Source organism: Vibrio minamisatsumaniensis, from assembly GCF_050337445.1.
Taxonomy (GTDB): domain Bacteria; phylum Pseudomonadota; class Gammaproteobacteria; order Enterobacterales; family Vibrionaceae; genus Vibrio; species Vibrio artabrorum.
The window spans coordinates 1-16,775 of sequence record NZ_JAKJSY010000018.1 but is presented as its reverse complement, the minus strand read 5'-3'; the positions used below and the strand labels follow the sequence as shown (position 1 = coordinate 16,775).

At 41.9% G+C, this 16,775-nt stretch carries 16 protein-coding genes; 14 read left to right on the top strand and 2 right to left on the bottom strand.

From position 1 onward, the window contains the following. The first annotated feature begins 5 nt into the window (after positions 1 to 5). Genes modA through modC form a run of 3 tightly spaced genes read left to right on the top strand, consistent with a single transcriptional unit; the run spans position 6 to position 2,565 of the window. Entirely contained in the window at positions 6 to 767 is a 762-nt protein-coding gene (gene modA / locus L4B77_RS05470; RefSeq protein WP_429749006.1) for a molybdate ABC transporter substrate-binding protein, read from the top strand. Then, positions 764 to 1,462, top strand: coding sequence for a molybdate ABC transporter permease subunit (gene modB / locus L4B77_RS05465; RefSeq protein ID WP_429749004.1), 699 nt, complete (start codon positions 764 to 766; stop codon positions 1,460 to 1,462). The genes modA and modB overlap by 4 nt, the downstream gene beginning before the upstream one ends. Beyond that, positions 1,459 to 2,565 (top strand): molybdenum ABC transporter ATP-binding protein ModC, encoded by a 1,107-nt coding sequence (modC, locus tag L4B77_RS05460; protein WP_429749002.1) that lies wholly within the window; start codon positions 1,459 to 1,461, stop codon positions 2,563 to 2,565. The genes modB and modC overlap by 4 nt, the downstream gene beginning before the upstream one ends. Positions 2,566 to 2,808: 243 nt before the next feature. Here the strand turns inward: modC and L4B77_RS05455 are convergent, their stop codons facing one another. Continuing rightward, positions 2,809 to 3,246 (bottom strand): DUF3069 domain-containing protein, encoded by a 438-nt coding sequence (locus tag L4B77_RS05455; protein WP_261840019.1) that lies wholly within the window; start codon positions 3,244 to 3,246, stop codon positions 2,809 to 2,811. A gap of 131 nt (positions 3,247 to 3,377) precedes the next feature. Here L4B77_RS05455 and L4B77_RS05450 point away from each other — a divergent pair, with 131 nt between their 5' ends. Continuing rightward, positions 3,378 to 4,352, top strand: a complete 975-nt coding sequence (locus L4B77_RS05450; protein WP_261840018.1) for a diguanylate cyclase — start codon at positions 3,378 to 3,380, stop codon at positions 4,350 to 4,352. 71 nt (positions 4,353 to 4,423) lie between these two features. After that, complete coding sequence (locus L4B77_RS05445) at positions 4,424 to 5,434, top strand: Solitary outer membrane autotransporter beta-barrel domain (protein WP_429748999.1); 1,011 nt, start codon at positions 4,424 to 4,426, stop codon at positions 5,432 to 5,434. 47 nt (positions 5,435 to 5,481) lie between these two features. Here L4B77_RS05445 and L4B77_RS05440 read toward each other — a convergent pair whose 3' ends face one another. Next, complete coding sequence (locus L4B77_RS05440) at positions 5,482 to 6,732, bottom strand: GGDEF domain-containing protein (RefSeq protein WP_429748997.1); 1,251 nt, start codon at positions 6,730 to 6,732, stop codon at positions 5,482 to 5,484. A 294-nt stretch (positions 6,733 to 7,026) separates the two neighbouring features. On the opposite strand from L4B77_RS05440, the gene L4B77_RS05435 reads away from it, so the two are divergent. From L4B77_RS05435 to L4B77_RS05395, 9 genes are all read left to right on the top strand, one after another. Next, entirely contained in the window at positions 7,027 to 7,389 is a 363-nt protein-coding gene (locus L4B77_RS05435) for a late competence development ComFB family protein (RefSeq protein ID WP_429748995.1), read from the top strand. A gap of 46 nt (positions 7,390 to 7,435) precedes the next feature. Then, positions 7,436 to 7,717 carry an HlyU family transcriptional regulator gene (locus L4B77_RS05430; protein ID WP_261840014.1) on the top strand — a complete coding sequence of 94 codons (282 nt, stop codon included), beginning with the start codon at positions 7,436 to 7,438 and terminating at the stop codon, positions 7,715 to 7,717. Positions 7,718 to 8,015: 298 nt separating this feature from the next. Next, positions 8,016 to 9,563 carry a Re/Si-specific NAD(P)(+) transhydrogenase subunit alpha gene (gene pntA, locus L4B77_RS05425; protein WP_429748992.1) on the top strand — a complete coding sequence of 516 codons (1,548 nt, stop codon included), beginning with the start codon at positions 8,016 to 8,018 and terminating at the stop codon, positions 9,561 to 9,563. A gap of 10 nt (positions 9,564 to 9,573) precedes the next feature. After that, the gene (pntB, locus tag L4B77_RS05420; RefSeq protein WP_429748990.1) at positions 9,574 to 10,971 is read left to right on the top strand and encodes a Re/Si-specific NAD(P)(+) transhydrogenase subunit beta; all 1,398 of its coding nucleotides are present in this window, start codon (positions 9,574 to 9,576) and stop codon (positions 10,969 to 10,971) included. A gap of 179 nt (positions 10,972 to 11,150) precedes the next feature. Then, positions 11,151 to 12,605: a sensor histidine kinase VxrA gene (vxrA, locus tag L4B77_RS05415; RefSeq protein WP_429749069.1), complete on the top strand. Its 1,455-nt coding sequence runs from the start codon at positions 11,151 to 11,153 to the stop codon at positions 12,603 to 12,605. Further along, positions 12,580 to 13,239, top strand: coding sequence for a response regulator transcription factor VxrB (gene vxrB / locus L4B77_RS05410; protein ID WP_261840011.1), 660 nt, complete (start codon positions 12,580 to 12,582; stop codon positions 13,237 to 13,239). The genes vxrA and vxrB overlap by 26 nt, the downstream gene beginning before the upstream one ends. Continuing rightward, positions 13,239 to 14,126 (top strand): DUF2861 family protein, encoded by an 888-nt coding sequence (locus L4B77_RS05405; protein ID WP_429748987.1) that lies wholly within the window; start codon positions 13,239 to 13,241, stop codon positions 14,124 to 14,126. Before vxrB ends, L4B77_RS05405 begins: the two co-directional genes overlap by 1 nt. A 50-nt stretch (positions 14,127 to 14,176) precedes the next feature. Continuing rightward, complete coding sequence (locus L4B77_RS05400) at positions 14,177 to 15,325, top strand: conjugal transfer protein TraF (RefSeq protein ID WP_429748985.1); 1,149 nt, start codon at positions 14,177 to 14,179, stop codon at positions 15,323 to 15,325. A 41-nt stretch (positions 15,326 to 15,366) separates the two neighbouring features. After that, on the top strand, positions 15,367 to 15,519 hold the full coding sequence (locus L4B77_RS05395) for a YoaH family protein (protein ID WP_004731009.1): 153 nt from the start codon (positions 15,367 to 15,369) through the stop codon (positions 15,517 to 15,519). Positions 15,520 to 16,775 lie beyond the last annotated feature (1,256 nt).

Here is a 16,775-nt window from a genome sequence, read left to right as displayed (position 1 = left end):
GAATAATGAGAAAGCAAATCATCCTTTTTAGCCTAGCGTTTAGTTCCCTGTTGAGTTCGATGAATATTCTGGCCGCAGAAAAGCTACGAATTTACGCCGCATCATCTATGACCAACGCTGTTAACCTACTGGTTGAAGAGTTTGAGAAAGAGCATTCAGTCGATGTCATCCCTGTGTATGCGAGCACGTCTTCTTTGGTGCGACAAATTGAACGAGGAGCACCCACCGATATTTTTATTTCAGCAAACGACAAGTGGATGACGTATTTAGTCGATAGGAAGCTGGTTTTGAGTGACAATGTCACAAACTTGTGTGAAAACGAACTCGTGCTGATTTCTCCGAAAGGAACATCGGTAACATTCGACCAGTCAAAAGGTGAACAATGGGTTAATTTTCTGACTAATGAAAGGCTTGCGGTTGGCAACACGCTTTCGGTTCCGGCTGGTATTTATGCGAAAGAAGCATTAGAAACATTGGGCGTATGGGATGATGTGAAGAGCCGATTAGCACCAAGTAACAATGTTCGTATGGCGTTGGCCTTAGTCGAGCGCGGTGAAGCGAAGCTTGGCATTGTCTATAAAACCGATGCGTTACTCTCTAAAGAAGTGAACTTAGTGTCGACATTTCCATCCGATCTACACACCCCTATACGTTACCCTGTAGCGAATTTGAGCAATAAGGCCATTGCGAAAGACTTTTATGCTTTCCTTAAGAGTGATAAAGCCAAAGAGATCCTGAATAGCTTTGGATTTAAAGTGAATAAATGATGTATTTATCGGAATACGAATACCAAGCTTTACTGCTGAGCTTAAAAGTCGCTGGATTTGCGATCTTATGGCTTATTCCTATCGGCATTGGTTTAGCGTGGCTGCTTGCTAAAAAACAATTTGTGGGCAAAAGTATTGTAGAGAGCATCGTCCATTTACCTTTGGTACTTCCACCTGTCGTCATTGGTTATTTGCTGCTAGTGATGATGGGCAGACAAGGCATCATCGGTGCGTGGCTTAACGACGTTTTTGGTGTGGTATTCAGTTTTAGTTGGAAGGGCGCTTCACTCGCTTGTGTGGTTGTGGCGTTGCCATTAATGGTTCGCTCTATTAGATTGAGCCTAGAAACGGTAGACAGTAAACTCGAAGAGGCCGCCGCGACACTCGGCGCTTCTCCGATTCGAGTGTTTTTCACTATCACCTTACCTTTAATGATCCCGGGGATCATAACGGGCACCATGCTTTCATTCGCGAGAAGCCTCGGTGAGTTTGGTGCCACCATCAGCTTTGTTTCCAATATTCCCGGTGAAACACAAACGATCCCACTGGCCATGTACACCTTTATCGAAACACCCGGCGCAGAAATGGAAGCGGCGCGCTTATGTGTTATATCTATCGTAATCGCGCTCGGCTCATTGATGCTATCTGAATGGTTAAATAGAAAATCATCGCAGCGTTTAGGGGGAAGAGCATGAGTGCTTTGATACTCCGGTACCAACAACAGCTTGGTGAATCGTTTTTTGACATTGATTTAGAATTGCCGAGTCATGGTATTACTGCCATTTTCGGTCGTTCCGGTGCCGGTAAAACATCACTTATCAATGCGATTAGTGGACTTAAACCGCCGGACAAGGGCGTAATCAGTGTGTCAGGACGGACCTTATTTGATAGTGATAGTGGCATTAACTTGCCGACTCATAAACGTAACGTGGGTTATGTGTTCCAAGAGTCGCGATTATTTCCGCACATGAAGGTGGTGGCGAATCTTAAGTACGGAATGAAAAGGGTCGATAAAGCGCACTTTGAGCAGATAGTCTCTTTGTTGTCTCTCGGTTTATTATTAGACCGTTACCCAGTAAGCTTGTCAGGGGGGGAAAGGCAACGTGTTGCGATAGGTCGTGCTTTGCTTTCTAAACCAAGCATTTTACTGATGGATGAGCCTCTAGCGTCTCTCGATTTACCCCGTAAGCGCGAGGTGATGCCTTTTTTGGAAAATCTCTCTGAAACGGTTCAGATCCCGATCATTTACGTGACCCATAGTCTTAACGAAATTTTACGCTTGGCAAATCAGTTAGTGATAATCGACCAGGGGAAAGTCATTTCATCCGGCAGAACGGAAGAGGTATGGGCATCAAGAGCCATGCAACCGTGGCAATCTTTCTCAGAACAGAGCTCACTATTTGAAGCACGCTTAACGGAACATAATGATGATTATGCATTGTCACGTTTGACAATAGGGAAATCGACGTCGTTATGGGTTCAGAAGGTATCCAGCGAGATCGGTACTGCTTTGAGACTGCAAGTTAGGGCAAACGACGTTTCTATTTCGCTAGAAAAGCCAAATGGGACTTCCATACGTAATATTCTCCCTGTGACCATTAAAAGTATAGAGACGCACCAGCAAGGCACAGACAAACAGAGTGTGTCTGTCGAGTTAGAGTTAGAGTCTGGATGCTATCTATGGGCAACCATTACCTTATGGGCACTGGACGAGTTGAATCTAGACATAGGGCAACGTGTTTACGCGCAAATAAAAGGTGTGAGTGTCGCTCAACGAGATATTGCCGTGACGCATTAATTTGTTTATTGATGTTTGACATTAACGGCGCAAAGAGAGACCAATGTCGTGTTATATCGCATAAATGGACGTTTACGTCACAATCTATGTGTCTGAGTGAGCATTGTGACAAACGAAAAGACACCATAGAGCAATAAAGGCAATGGAATGCGTGGGCACAAAAAAAGCCGCGAGTTTGAACTAACATGCGGCTTAGTCATTACTATGCTGTTGGCGCTTAGATTGTGTTCAGCGCTTGGCGACTTACTTAGTAAAAACTTCTTTAAAATCACGCTTCAAGATAGCGTCGCGACGAGCTTTCTTGATTTGTTTAACCATGTCTTTGACACAGTTGTGCAGAACTTGGTCTAGCAGTTGCGCACGGTACTCTTCTTTTTCTTCATCAGTCATGTCTTCAGGTAATTTAAGAGTTGGGAACTCTTCCATTACATTGATGCCTGCAAAAGCTTGACTAACAGAGATAAGCGCGTGGAATTGTTCGAAATTGTCTAAAACATTTTGTGCGCTTGCTGGAAGGCTGCTCCATGCTTCACGTACTGCTTCCTCAGACACTTCATGAATAGAAGTAACCATAAAGTGCATCTCTTTTGGAACTTCATCAAATTCGATAACTTGACGAAGCTCTGGTGAGACAGTGGCTAAATCGATTTCTTGTGGTTCGTTGCTTGTCGCGTCTGACATAGTATTTCTCTTCAAAAAGAAACTATGCTAAAAAAATCTGTAAAAAAGTCAACATAATATAGAAATTAGGGCATGATTTAAGCCTCAATTTGAGCTACTTTCAATATTAAGCACTAGATAAAGGTGATGTGATGATAGAAAAAGGTTCATCGATGCGCATATTGTTGGTTGATGACGTTCAACTAGATCGGATGCAACTTGCTATTCGACTCAAACAACTGGGTCACATTGTCGAAGCTGTTGGTAGCGGAAAACAAGCCCTGAATGTCTATTGTGATTTTGATCCTGAACTTGTTTTACTTGATATTAGTATGCCAGACATGGACGGTTTTGAAGTGGCGAGCGAAGTCCGTAGGCAATTTCCTGAATGGGTACCTATCATCTTTTTAAGTGGGCATGAAGAGCCTGAAATGATTGCTAAAGCGATTGATGCAGGGGGCGACGATTACCTTATCAAACCTGTTAATAAAGTCGTTTTGAATTCCAAGCTGATTGCCATGCAGCGCATTGCACATATGAGGCGAGAGTTAAAGCAAAGTACTGCCAAACTTGAAGAACTGAATATACTCCTACAACAGCAAGCTAATGAAGACGGTTTAACTAAGTTATACAATCGTCGATATATGGATACTAAGCTTGAAGAGAGCATTGCTTGGCATGGGCGAAGAAAGGTATGTATGTCAGTGATTCTTTTAGATGTAGACTTTTTTAAGCCTTACAATGATAATTATGGGCATATTCAAGGGGATAGATGCTTACAGAGCCTCGCAACTATCTTAAAGCGACTGTTTGTACGTGCCGGTGAATATGTAGGTCGCTATGGTGGAGAAGAATTTATTCTAATTCTAAGTGATACCGATGGCGAAAACGCTCATGTACAGGCTTCGCGAATCAAAGAAGCGCTGCATGAAATGAATTACGCGCATGCTCATTCTAGGGTGTCTGATCGGGTGACCGTGTCGCAAGGTGTTCTGTCATTTGTACCTAGAGGGGATGAGCCTATCGCCTCAATTTATGAACAGGTGGATCAATCGCTTTATCAAGCAAAACAAAGCGGCAGAAACACCTTTATACATCACAGCATTGTAAAGCTTGCTCGTGAATAGGCGAACTCATTTAGATATTTGATTTTATACTTCTAATAGCACTAAGCTAGGAAGCAATTTAGTGAAAAAATATGTCGTATTTTAAGTTTTACTCAACAGTATTAACAAACAGGGCAACCGTATTATCACTGCTTTGTACTGTTTTTCCCTCGGTAGTTAATGCTTCTGCGTTGTCAAATTCTTTCAGAAAGAATATCGAACAAACGTTCGCGGCAGGCGTATTGCTTAACGATACGGATGTATTTACCTTTGGCGTTAATAATTTCGATCCGAATAAAGTCTTTCGTTTAGATAATGACCAAATTGGCTCCAGTGACTCGGTGGAGCGTAGACAGAATATTACATCGATAATCCTGCCATACACGTTTGAACTGCCACAGTACATTGAAGACAATCATCAAGAGGTGACCTTACGTCTGTCAGCCCTAAGAATTGAAAAGGACATCTCGTTCGCCCCTAACGTGCAGAGTGATCTTCAAAAAGAATCGGTTGTTTCTGGTTATGTCGAATTTGCTAACATAACCCAATTAGATAACCACTGGAGCTTCACTTCTGCGATTGGTAACCACTTTTCTTACTATCGTAACGACTTTGAGTATCGTTCTTCAATCTCTGAGCCCATTCGAGGATTATTAGATGGCGTCTATGTTAATACTGACGCATGGGCATACATCATTGAGCCTAAAATCAAACTCACATATGAAGATAAGAGTAACTGGGGAAAATACAAATTCAGTTCCAGTTGGCATTACTTCAAAGGTGTTGGATGGGGCGAGGCGAATAATGGTAACGTTGGTCGTCCTGAAGGTTGGTACATCGCAAATGAGGCGAAAGTATTCTATGACTTGATACATTGGGATAAAAACGTCACCTCGATGTACTCGAGTATCAAAAGGATTGAAATTGGTGGTGATACTGTTAATTCAATGGGGACGAGATCTTATTATGAAGGCAGTATAGGTTGGTTGCTCGACCCTAACCTTTTTAATGATTTGGTTGATAACGTAGGTATCGGATTTACGATCAATTACGGAAGTAATCTAAAAGGAGGGAGCTTGGTTATTTTCTTTAACCAAGACTAATGACCTTCTCTTCTGCTTGTTGACGCTTCTGTTCGGCTTACTGCAAACTATTGCGATACCAAACTTTCGCATAGCCTGTTTCGGCCCGTTTCTTTGGCTTTGTAAAGTGCGTTATCAGCAAGTTTCAATACATCCTCAGGCTGTTTGGCTGTTGTGTTATCAGACAGACCAATACTTATGGTGACGTTTACCGTTTTCATCGGTTGGTTACTATACCCACGTTTTTTTATGCCTAATTCATGATTCTCCGGACGACTGTTGGTATTACGAATAATCATGTCGTATTTCTGTATATTAGCAATGAGCGTTTGTAAGTGTGGCTTTACTTGTTCAGCATGCTTACTTTTAAAAAGGATCGTGAACTCTTCACCACCGTAGCGATAAGCACGAGCACCACCGCCTGTCTCGGTAATAAGGCGGGCTACCAGTCTTAGTACGTCATCACCGATATCATGCCCGTAGGTATCATTAAATTTTTTGAAGTGATCGATATCGATCATCGCCATTGAGTATTTACGGCCTAAATGTTTCATATCAACTTCTAACGCATGTCGGCCAGGGATGTTAGTCAGTTGGTCGTTAAATGCCATATCGTGGCTTGCTGACATCACATAAATGATCATTAAGAGCCCTAATGTTGAAAACATAGTGCTTGAGATGAATTGGACATCAAAAAGGATGAATGTGCATGATGTAAGTAAGATAGTGCTATAAACCACAGCATCAATAGAGCGGTTATAAATCAAAACTAAAATGGATGTTAAGCCCAGTAAACTTAGACTATATAAAACAAGAACAAATGGCAGTCTAGATAAGCCGTTAACCGTAAATAGGACTCCTTCACTCCATGATTTAAAACCGCCATCTTGGAAGTAAGATACAAAAAGCTGTGCCCAAATGATAAACAGCGCGACGATGATGGCATAAAGTAGCATCGATTTTGAGTTAACGCCGTTATTCGGAAACGCATAGACCAATAAACAGGCAACGGGTAGTAAAGTAGCCAGTAGAGACAGCTCAAGTAAAGTCGTGCCGGTATTCAGTGGCGTTTGCAAACGAATTTGGATTATGAGGTACGCCACAAGTAAGCTAAGAGACACCATTGCCATTCTACCTTGTCTGAAGGTATGGCATAACAAAACGGCAAAGCTCAAAAGAATGTACGGCAGGTTGCTAGCAAAGCCTAGGTTTGAAACCGTCACATGGATGACACTGTTCATACCTAAAAATATCATTGCCAACAGAACTAGGGGAGAGCAAAATCGAAACAAGCTCGACGTTACGAAAGAAGATGTCATTTATATGGTGAACCTGAGTTTACTGATGATCTTATAATGTTCATATAGGTCACATTTTAATATGCCATTGCCAAACTTTTGCACACATTGGTGTAAGAGCAAGGCATACACTCCATTCGATGCACCCTATATGTATTTGATTTGCTATTCGTGTTAGAGCAAGCTAGACATTATATATGAAAAATCAACGAGTCGTTATGGATACTTATCAAAAGGTCATATGTAAACATTAATGGTCAATATTAGTCCATTGTTAAGAATGACATTATTAAACGCTATAGACGGAGATGTGGTATGCAAATCAGTGTGGATGTACATAACTATATGGAAACACTCGTTGGACATGTTTTGAGTAGTGATAAATATGTTTCTAGTTATACCAACGAACAGTTGGCTGATCTTGCATGCCTGGCGTTGGGTCAACTTAAACCCATTTATATCCGCTTTGATATCGATTTTCTTTCCGCATTGCCAGAAAACAAATTGGTGCTCTATAAACGAAATAGTGTGATTGCGGTCAAAAATGCAGAAAGGATGATTATTGACGATCGAAGACGTGAACGTGACGACAATGTTCCCGTAATATTTAGTCAACACAAATTTGATGATGACGTAGAATTACAATGGTATGAAAAGCCGTTGTTGAATGGCAAATAGTCATGATATTTTAAAGGCAGTTCAGTTAGTTAATGAGGGTTAAACAGTGGGATTTTTTTCTAGATTATTTGGTGGTAAAGAAAAAACCGAACAAAAAGTAGAAATTGAACCAGTGGAATACAAAGGGTTCAGTATTTACCAAGATGCCATTGCAGAGTCTGGTCAGTACCGCGTTGCTGGGCGAATTGAGAAAGAAGTCGATGGCGAAATCAAAACTCATCGCTTTATTCGTTCTGATGTCGTTTCAAACAAAGAAGATGCTAATCAATTGATGCTCAAAAAATCACAGATGTTCATTGATCAAATGAGCGGTAATATTTTTAGTTAATCAATTAATATTAGGTTGATGTCGGTCATCATTTATGGAACTTTCAAGTGTCTATGTTGAAAGTTTTTTTCGTTTTAGATACAAGGACCAGCGAGTGGGTTGTTACTAAAAGGGTGGCTAGTCAATGATTTGAGGCATTGCTTTAAGGAAGCCAACTTTTGTCGAAATGAAGCGCCGAAAACTCAACTAAATCGTTATAAGTAATAACTTTTCCTGTTCTTTGAATAAAACGCTTGAAGTATTAGTTGTCGTTAGATACAAACGAACAAGTCATTGTGCCAATAGTCAAGGAATCGCTATGCAAATTGGTGTACCAAGAGAAACACTCGCGGGAGAAACGCGAGTCGCTGCTTCGCCGAAATCGGTAGAACAGCTATTAAAATTAGGGTTTGAAGTTTGTGTTGAGTCACAAGCTGGTGCGTTAGCAAGTTTTGAAGATGCAGCGTATGAACAAGCTGGAGCAAAAGTTGTTACCGCCGATGAGGCTTGGAAGTCCGATATTATCTTTAAAGTTAACGCTCCGATCGTTGACGATAATAAAAATGAAATCGAATTACTCAAAGATGGCGCAACATTGGTCAGCTTTATTTGGCCAGCGCAAAACCCAGAATTAATGGAACAATTGTCCACTCGCAATATTAACGTGATGGCGATGGATTCTGTCCCACGAATTTCAAGAGCTCAAGCACTCGATGCATTGAGTTCTATGGCAAACATCGCAGGTTATCGTGCTGTTGTTGAAGCCGCGCATGAATTTGGTCGATTTTTTACCGGTCAAATTACAGCAGCTGGTAAAGTTCCGCCCGCAAAAGTATTGGTTGCCGGTGCGGGTGTTGCTGGTTTGGCAGCAATAGGCGCGGCGGGTAGCTTAGGCGCTATCGTTCGTTCGTTCGATGTTCGCCCTGAAGTAAAAGAACAAGTTGAGTCAATGGGTGCGGAGTTCTTGGAAGTGGATTTCCAAGAAGATACCGGTGCGGGTGATGGCTACGCTAAAGAGATGTCTGAAGCATTCAATAAGAAAGCCGAAGAGCTTTATGCCGCTCAAGCGAAAGACGTCGATATCATCATTACAACGGCGCTGATTCCAGGTCGACCTGCGCCTAAGCTGATTACCAAAGAGATGGTAGACAGCATGAGTGCAGGTAGTGTGATTGTAGACCTTGCGGCAGCCAATGGCGGTAACTGTGAATACACGGTTGCGGATCAAGTCATTACAACGGCGAATGGCGTAAAGGTTGTCGGTTACACCGATATGGTTGGTCGTCTACCGACTCAATCATCTCAACTGTATGCAACGAATCTAGTTAACCTGCTGAAACTGCTTTGCAAAGAGAAAGATGGCAACATCAATATCGACTTTGAAGATGTTGTTCTGCGTGGTGTTACTGTCGTTAAAGAGGGCGAGCTCACTTGGCCAGCTCCACCAATTCAAGTTTCAGCTCAACCACAACAAGCTAAGCCAAAAGCGGCCAAACCAGAGCCTAAAGTTGAAGAACCTGTTTCTCCAATGAAGAAAGCGGCAGGCATGGCAATTGCTGTTGGTGCATTCGCTTGGGTAGCTTCGGTTGCTCCAGCTGCGTTCTTATCTCACTTTACCGTTTTTGTTCTCGCTTGTGTGGTGGGTTATTACGTAGTTTGGAATGTCAGCCATTCTTTGCATACGCCTTTGATGTCCGTGACGAACGCGATTTCGGGGATCATTGTAGTAGGTGCACTGTTACAGATCGGACAAGGAAGTGGCGTCGTCACGTTCTTATCATTTATTGCCGTATTAATTGCAAGTATCAATATCTTTGGTGGCTTTACCGTGACCAAACGTATGCTTGAAATGTTCCGTAAAGACTAAGGAGTAACAGATGTCTGAAGGATTAGTACAAGCAGCTTATATTGTTGCTGCTGTATTTTTTATCATGAGTTTGGCTGGATTATCGAAACAGGAATCTGCACGTGCAGGTAACTATTACGGTATTACAGGTATGGCAATCGCATTGATCGCGACGATCTTTGGCCCTCATTCTGCTGGTATTGTGTGGATCATCATTGCAATGGTGATCGGCGGTGGCATTGGTATCCACTATGCAAGAAAAGTAGAAATGACTGAAATGCCTGAGCTGGTGGCTATTCTGCACAGCTTTGTGGGTATGGCGGCGGTACTTGTGGGTTATAATAGCTATATCGATCCACCGACTGCTGTTTCGATCAACCCTGTAGATATTCATGCAGAGCACGTTATCCACTTAGTGGAAGTGTTCCTTGGGGTATTTATCGGTGCGGTCACCTTCACGGGTTCTATTGTTGCGTTTGGTAAGCTTCGCGGCGTTATCTCTTCGTCTGCATTGAACATCCCTCATAAGCACAAGTGGAACCTAGCGGCTATCGTAATTTCTGCACTGCTGATGATCATGTTCGTGAAAGCGGATGGCAGCATGTTTGCGTTAATGGTGATGACACTGATTGCTTTCGCATTCGGCTATCATTTAGTGGCATCGATTGGCGGCGCTGATATGCCAGTCGTGGTTTCTATGCTGAACTCGTACTCTGGTTGGGCAGCAGCAGCAGCAGGTTTCATGCTGGCGAATGATTTGCTTATCGTAACCGGTGCGTTGGTTGGTTCGTCGGGTGCAATTCTCTCTTACATTATGTGTAAGGCGATGAATCGCTCGTTCATTAGCGTTATTGCGGGTGGATTTGGCCAAGAAGTGGCTGTGTCTGATGGCGATGAAGAGCAGGGTGAACACCGTGAAACATCAGCTGAAGATGTGGCTGATATGCTGAAAAACTCCAAGTCAGTAATTATCACTCCTGGATACGGCATGGCAGTAGCACAAGCTCAATATCCCGTTCACGCCATCACTGAAAAGCTGCGTGCTCAAGGTATTAAGGTTCGATTTGGTATTCACCCTGTTGCAGGCAGGTTACCGGGTCACATGAACGTATTACTTGCTGAAGCAAAAGTACCTTACGATGTCGTTCTTGAAATGGACGAAATCAATGATGACTTTGATGATACAGATACGGTATTGGTTATCGGTGCGAATGACACTGTGAATCCAGCTGCGTTAGAAGATCCAAATAGCCCAATTGCTGGTATGCCAGTACTGGAAGTTTGGAATGCTCAAAATGTTATCGTATTTAAACGTTCGATGAACACGGGTTATGCAGGTGTGCAGAATCCATTGTTCTTTAAAGAAAACACGCAAATGCTGTTTGGTGATGCGAAACAGAGTTGCTTGGGAATCTTAGAGCACCTTTAATCTTAAAATAAGAAGGAACTCGTTATGAGTTCCTTCTATTTACTGGCCTATCTTGCAGCGAGCTATCCTCCAATCGTTGTCACGTGTGATACTTATTGTTTTTCGTTCCGYTAAAAATTTATCTTTGACAACAGATGGTATATATTTGATTGGTCAATATTAATTTGTGCTAGTTTGTGATCATCAAAAGAACTTTTATCCTCCTTGTTAGTCTGTTATCCATCTCGGTAAATGTATTTGCTGAAGATTCTTTACCTGAGCGTATCGATAACTTCACTAAACTATTTGATCATGAAACGGCTATTGAGTCTTACGATATTCGACTGCTTCAAGCTGATTATCCTACTCGATTGATTATGCCGTCCTCAATGCTGCCACAAACGGCCCAATACCCATTAAAAGACATCCAACGCTTATATCAGTTATCTAAAACCTGTAGCGGTAAGTTACCATTAAGCCCCTTAATTACGGAACCTTTGGTTTTTACCCGAGCATTATGTAAAGGAACTAAACTGTCCGACCGTTGGTTTAGTCGTAGTGGTTTAATCCATCCTGGCGGAGGGTCTTATGCCGCAAGATACGTTGAACAGCATCCTGAAAAGTTCGATGACTTAAAGCGCTTTATGCACATTCAAGAGCGACCAAACACTGAACACGATGAACTGTTATCTCGGTTGCAAAAAATGGATAGTGACGCTATTACTGCGCTGTTATCCGGTGCCAGCATGTTTGTTGAGCTTGACGAGATGTGGGTGAAACGTGGTGACAGGTATTACTTATATAAAGAGTCTGTCTGGAACGAAAATGCAACGCAAGTTGGATTATCATTCAGCTTGTCGTCAGAAGGTAGTAGTTGTTTCGTGCAGCGTGGTAACGTATGTTGGGAGATCGAAGATCACTCAGAGCTGCTGCAAGTCGCGATGTTTATTTTGCTCATAGCGAATATCGCGCTTGTGTCGGGTTGGTCACTTTATCGCTGGAATAGCCGCAAGCAAGAGATGAAAAGCCGTATGTTGGTACTTCAAATACTGACTCATGAGTTAAGAACACCCATTGCGAGTCTATCATTGACAGTTGAAGGATTTAGACGTGAATTCGAACAGTTGCCAGAGACAGTATATGACGAATTTCGTCGATTATGTGAAGATACTCGTCGCTTAAGGCAGTTGGCGGAAGCCAGTAAAGACTACTTACAATCGGATAACCAACCATTGGCCACTGAGTGGGTGCCAAGCGTAGAAGATTGGCTACAATATAAAGTTGAAGAAGATTTTGCACCGGGAATTGAACTGCGTGTGAATAAAGATATTGCTGCAAAAGTGAACGTATATTGGTTAGGTACCTGTATCGATAACTTAATCAGAAACGCCGTAAAGTACGGTGTGCCTCCTATAATACTAGAACTGAATACTTCTGACAAAAAGCTGACATTTAAAGTTATAGATAATGGAGACTTATCCCGCAAAGATTGGGGGCAACTAAGAAAGCCATTCGTGAGTAAGAGTGGGCTAGGTTTAGGTCTGACAATAGTGGAATCTATGGTCGGAAAAATGGGCGGTCATATGACGCTTATCGGCCCCCCAACAACATTTATTTTGGAGATACCTTGTGAAACAGACATTGCTTCTCGTTGAAGATGATAAAAATTTAGCTGACGGTTTATTGGTTAGCCTTGAGCAAGCTGGATATGAATGTTTGCATGCAGAGCTCATCTCTGAAGTTGAAGGCTATTGGGAGCAAGCGGATCTTGTGATTTTAGACCGTCAACTTCCTGATGGTGACTCAGTAGACTTTCTTCCAAATTGGAAGAAAAAGAAAGACATTCCGGTTATTTTACTGACGGCTCTCGTTACCGTAAAAGATAAAGTGGCAGGCCTAGATTCGGGGGCAAATGATTACTTAACGAAGCCATTCGCTGAAGCTGAACTTTTTGCTCGAATTCGTGCCCAACTCCGTCTACCAGACACCGAAGAAAAAGATGAATCAAAAGTAACTGCTCAGAATCTTGTTATCGATAAAGCCACTCGTGAAGTGTTTTTCCATGAGCAAGAAACAACGCTAACGCGTACTGAATTTGATCTTCTGTTGTTCTTAGCAAGTAATCTTGGACGCGTGTTTACACGTGATGAACTGCTTGACCATGTGTGGGGTTACAATCACTTCCCAACAACCCGTACCGTCGATACCCACGTGTTGCAACTTAGGCAGAAGCTACCAGGCTTAGAAATCGAAACATTACGTGGTGTTGGTTATAAGATGAAAGCGTAATGAAAAAAGCCTTACTTCCTGTATTAATGTTATCGAGCCTCATCAATACGGCGCATGCTGCTGATTGGTTTAAGAATAATGATGCGTTAACTCAAGTTCACAAACATTTATTAAACAATGACTTACCTCAGATGTTTGATTCATTGGTGGAAGTTTGGCAAATCAACGCTTCGGAGTATCGAGAAGAGCATCTTAATACACTGTTTGCTCAAGCATTGAACAAAGATTGTGGTAAAACCCTTACTAAAAAGACGTTACCTGATTGGATCAGCTCTGTGGTGATCAAAAGAATGATGATTCAGAGCCCCGGTCGAGACACTTTCCGTGTAGAAATCAATGTCGAGTCTAGTAACAACATTAAAAATATCACTTTCGAGAAGTGGGTAGATAAGGTCGTTTCATCAGACAGTGAATTCTCTAAAGATGACCAAGGGAGCAATGGCTCGTCTGATCATCGATATTACAAACGGTACAATCTGTCTACGCAACTTAATCCAGGCTTGTATCGTTTGAGCGTTAAAACTGACGCTCGGGATTCTTGGAGTACTTGGGTTATTCTCGGTAAGGTTGTTACGCGTCAACAAGTTCGTTGGGCATCCAAAGATACTTGGCTAATTGATAAAAAAGAGCTATTAAATCCTTATTGTCCATTGCCTAAGCTCGACGTTGGTTTGTTCGATTATGTCGACGAAAAATATGACAAGGTGTGGGGTAAAAGCTATGAATCTGATTATCCCAAAAGCTTAGCCAATGAAGACTTACCAAATGATCGCTATGTATTGGCTGTTTCAATGGTGCAATCTCGCTGGCAAGGAGACATTTCAGTCGAACAAGTACAAACGATCAGTAAAACGTATGATATTTCTAGCGAAGAGGAGTTAAAGTAATTTAGAATTGTGCCGTTAACTAAGTAATGGATCTAATAAAGATGAACGGCATGAACAAAACTACTAAGCTACTCGCAGCGTCAATTGCATTCGCCAGTCTTCCTCTATCAGCAGCAAACTACGCGATCGAAGCGCGTGGTGATGCGATGGGTGGTGTTGGTGTGGTTTCTGCAAACTTCCTAACTGCGCCATTCTACAACCCAGCACTGGTTGCAATCTATCGTAGAAACGATGACATAGGTATGATTACGCCGAGTTTTGGTGGTAGTTATAATGATCCCAACGATATGAAATCAAATATCGACGACGTCATCGATGCAACGAACACGTCTGATCTCGATGCCGCTCTCAACAAGCTTGATGGTAATCAAGCCAATGTTAATCTCGGCGGGGTAGTTGCATTTGCCCTCCCAAATCGATTTTTAGCAGCTAACCTTTTTGCTAAAGCCTATACCGAATCATTTGCGACACCTGAGGTTTTTACTACAGGTAGTGATATTGATAAGCTTGAACTGTCTGCCATTGAGGCTGTTTCAATTGGTGTCACCGAAGTTGGGCTTTCTCTTGCGAAATACCAAACCTTTATGGGGCAGCACCTCTCGTTTGGTATCACACCAAAAATTCAACGTATATATACATACAATTACGTTGCTTCAGTTAACGATTACGATTTATCTGACGTAAGAGAAAATGGCGGTGGTGAAACAGCCTTCAATATGGATGCCGGTGCACTTTGGTTCTTCGGCCCATTCCGAGTCGGTGTGTCAGCAACTAACTTGCTCGCTCGGGATATTGAAACCAAAGATTCAACCAAAGTGCTAACAAGCAGTACGAGCAGTGCTACTCATCAAGTGGGCGGTAAATACACTTATAAACTGGAGCCTGTGTATACGGTAGGAGCGGGTATTGTCGCAGACTACTTTACGCTAAGTGTTGATTACGATTTAAATGAAGCTGAAAAGTTTACGTCGTTTAAAGACAATGAACAGATGATTCGTGTTGGTACCGAAGTCGATCTGTTGCGTCAACTTAAGCTAAGAGCGGGCTATTACAAGAACCTAGCTTACTCTGATTCAGAGGGAACCGTCACTGCCGGTATTGGCCTGTCACCATTAAACTTATTCCAGTTAGATATTAGTGCTAACTACACGAATGAAAATGCAATGGGCGCTTCAATCAATTTCCTTGCTAGTTACTAACACTCCTTATATAGTTCTGCTCCCAAACAAAGGAGCAGAGCATGCTAAATGACTTACCAACCCTTTCTCATGAAGAGCAACAAAAAGCGGTTGAACGAATTCAAGAAATGATGACCCAAGGTATTAGCACTGCACAAGCGATCAAAATCGTGGCTGAGCAAATTCGTGAAGAAATGAGCAACAAAGAAGAGTAGGGCAATCGCCCTTCTTTTTTCACTATAACTAAATTTATTTCTCTCCAATATTTTATTCTGCACTCATTAACTTTAAACTCAACCGCACTCCGCAAGACACTATCTTTATTTTTACCCTTTAACATCAGTTGCTTACCGTAGAGTAATCGACTTTATCGCGTCATAAACAAAGCTCACATGTAATAAAGCTACAGCAAGTGGTGAATGAATAACATTTGGCTATTTGGGTGTCAATATTTCTGTCACCCTGCGTAAGTTATTAAAATATTGTGTTTTTTAAGCGTGCGTGATGCTGTAACTTCCAATTTTGAAGTTTGATAAGCTCTAAATGAGAAAGATAAACGGAAAATAACGGGGCTACATAGGTTGTAAAGTTACTTGTGGATTTGCAAAGTTAATTAAAAAGGACTTGGTTTGGTCTAAAGCTAGATTTAAGCTAATAGTAAACACAAGTGAGGTATCTCAAACTGTGGGGATATCGGTCTTTTTATTTAGTTGCAGTGTCACTTTTTAAACACTAAAGATCTTAGTTAGAGGTAATCTCAACTTTTTAAATTACTTTAGGTTGCTTTTATCTTTGAGGTGAACTCATATAATTCTATCTAAGTGGCATTACAGTTATGCTCTCAACAGGAATGTAGCTAGGTATAATTTTTGAAGGCACTTTTTTGAATATACCAATAAGAATTAATGATAAATTTCTAGTACACACTACAAATAGAACAAATAGACTCGTCGCGTATGTAAGATCTTGAACCTAACCAACGGCCACGTCCACAAGATTTACACACCGTACCGACTCATGGATACAAACCGATGCATAAGGTCACAGAAGCCTGCGTCATGGTGACCACGCTTGAACCATTTCAATTGGAGACCATACATGTAAATATTGGTTAGCGAAGTTGTCATGTGAAAACTCGAGTCGTTTGAGGAACTCAGTTTAATCGAGGTTTAAAGGAAAACTGCCGTTGAAAGCCTCTCTTCCACTACTGCGTATTATGTATCTAGATTTATGTTGAGCGGTTTGCTGAAAGCCTGAGAGCTTAAAAGGGTGGGCGAGAGAACTGCTCATTGTCGGAACTTGTTGCGTACATGCGAAAAGCGAGAATCGCTTTTAGAACGAAGCCCGTAACATAAATCCTGTAATACGTATTAAGCTTACAATCTATCTTCCGTTAGATTGCAGTAAACACGTTGACAGTATGCCGGTATTTTTACTAATATCAGTCTTAATGATATGGACTATTAAAGAC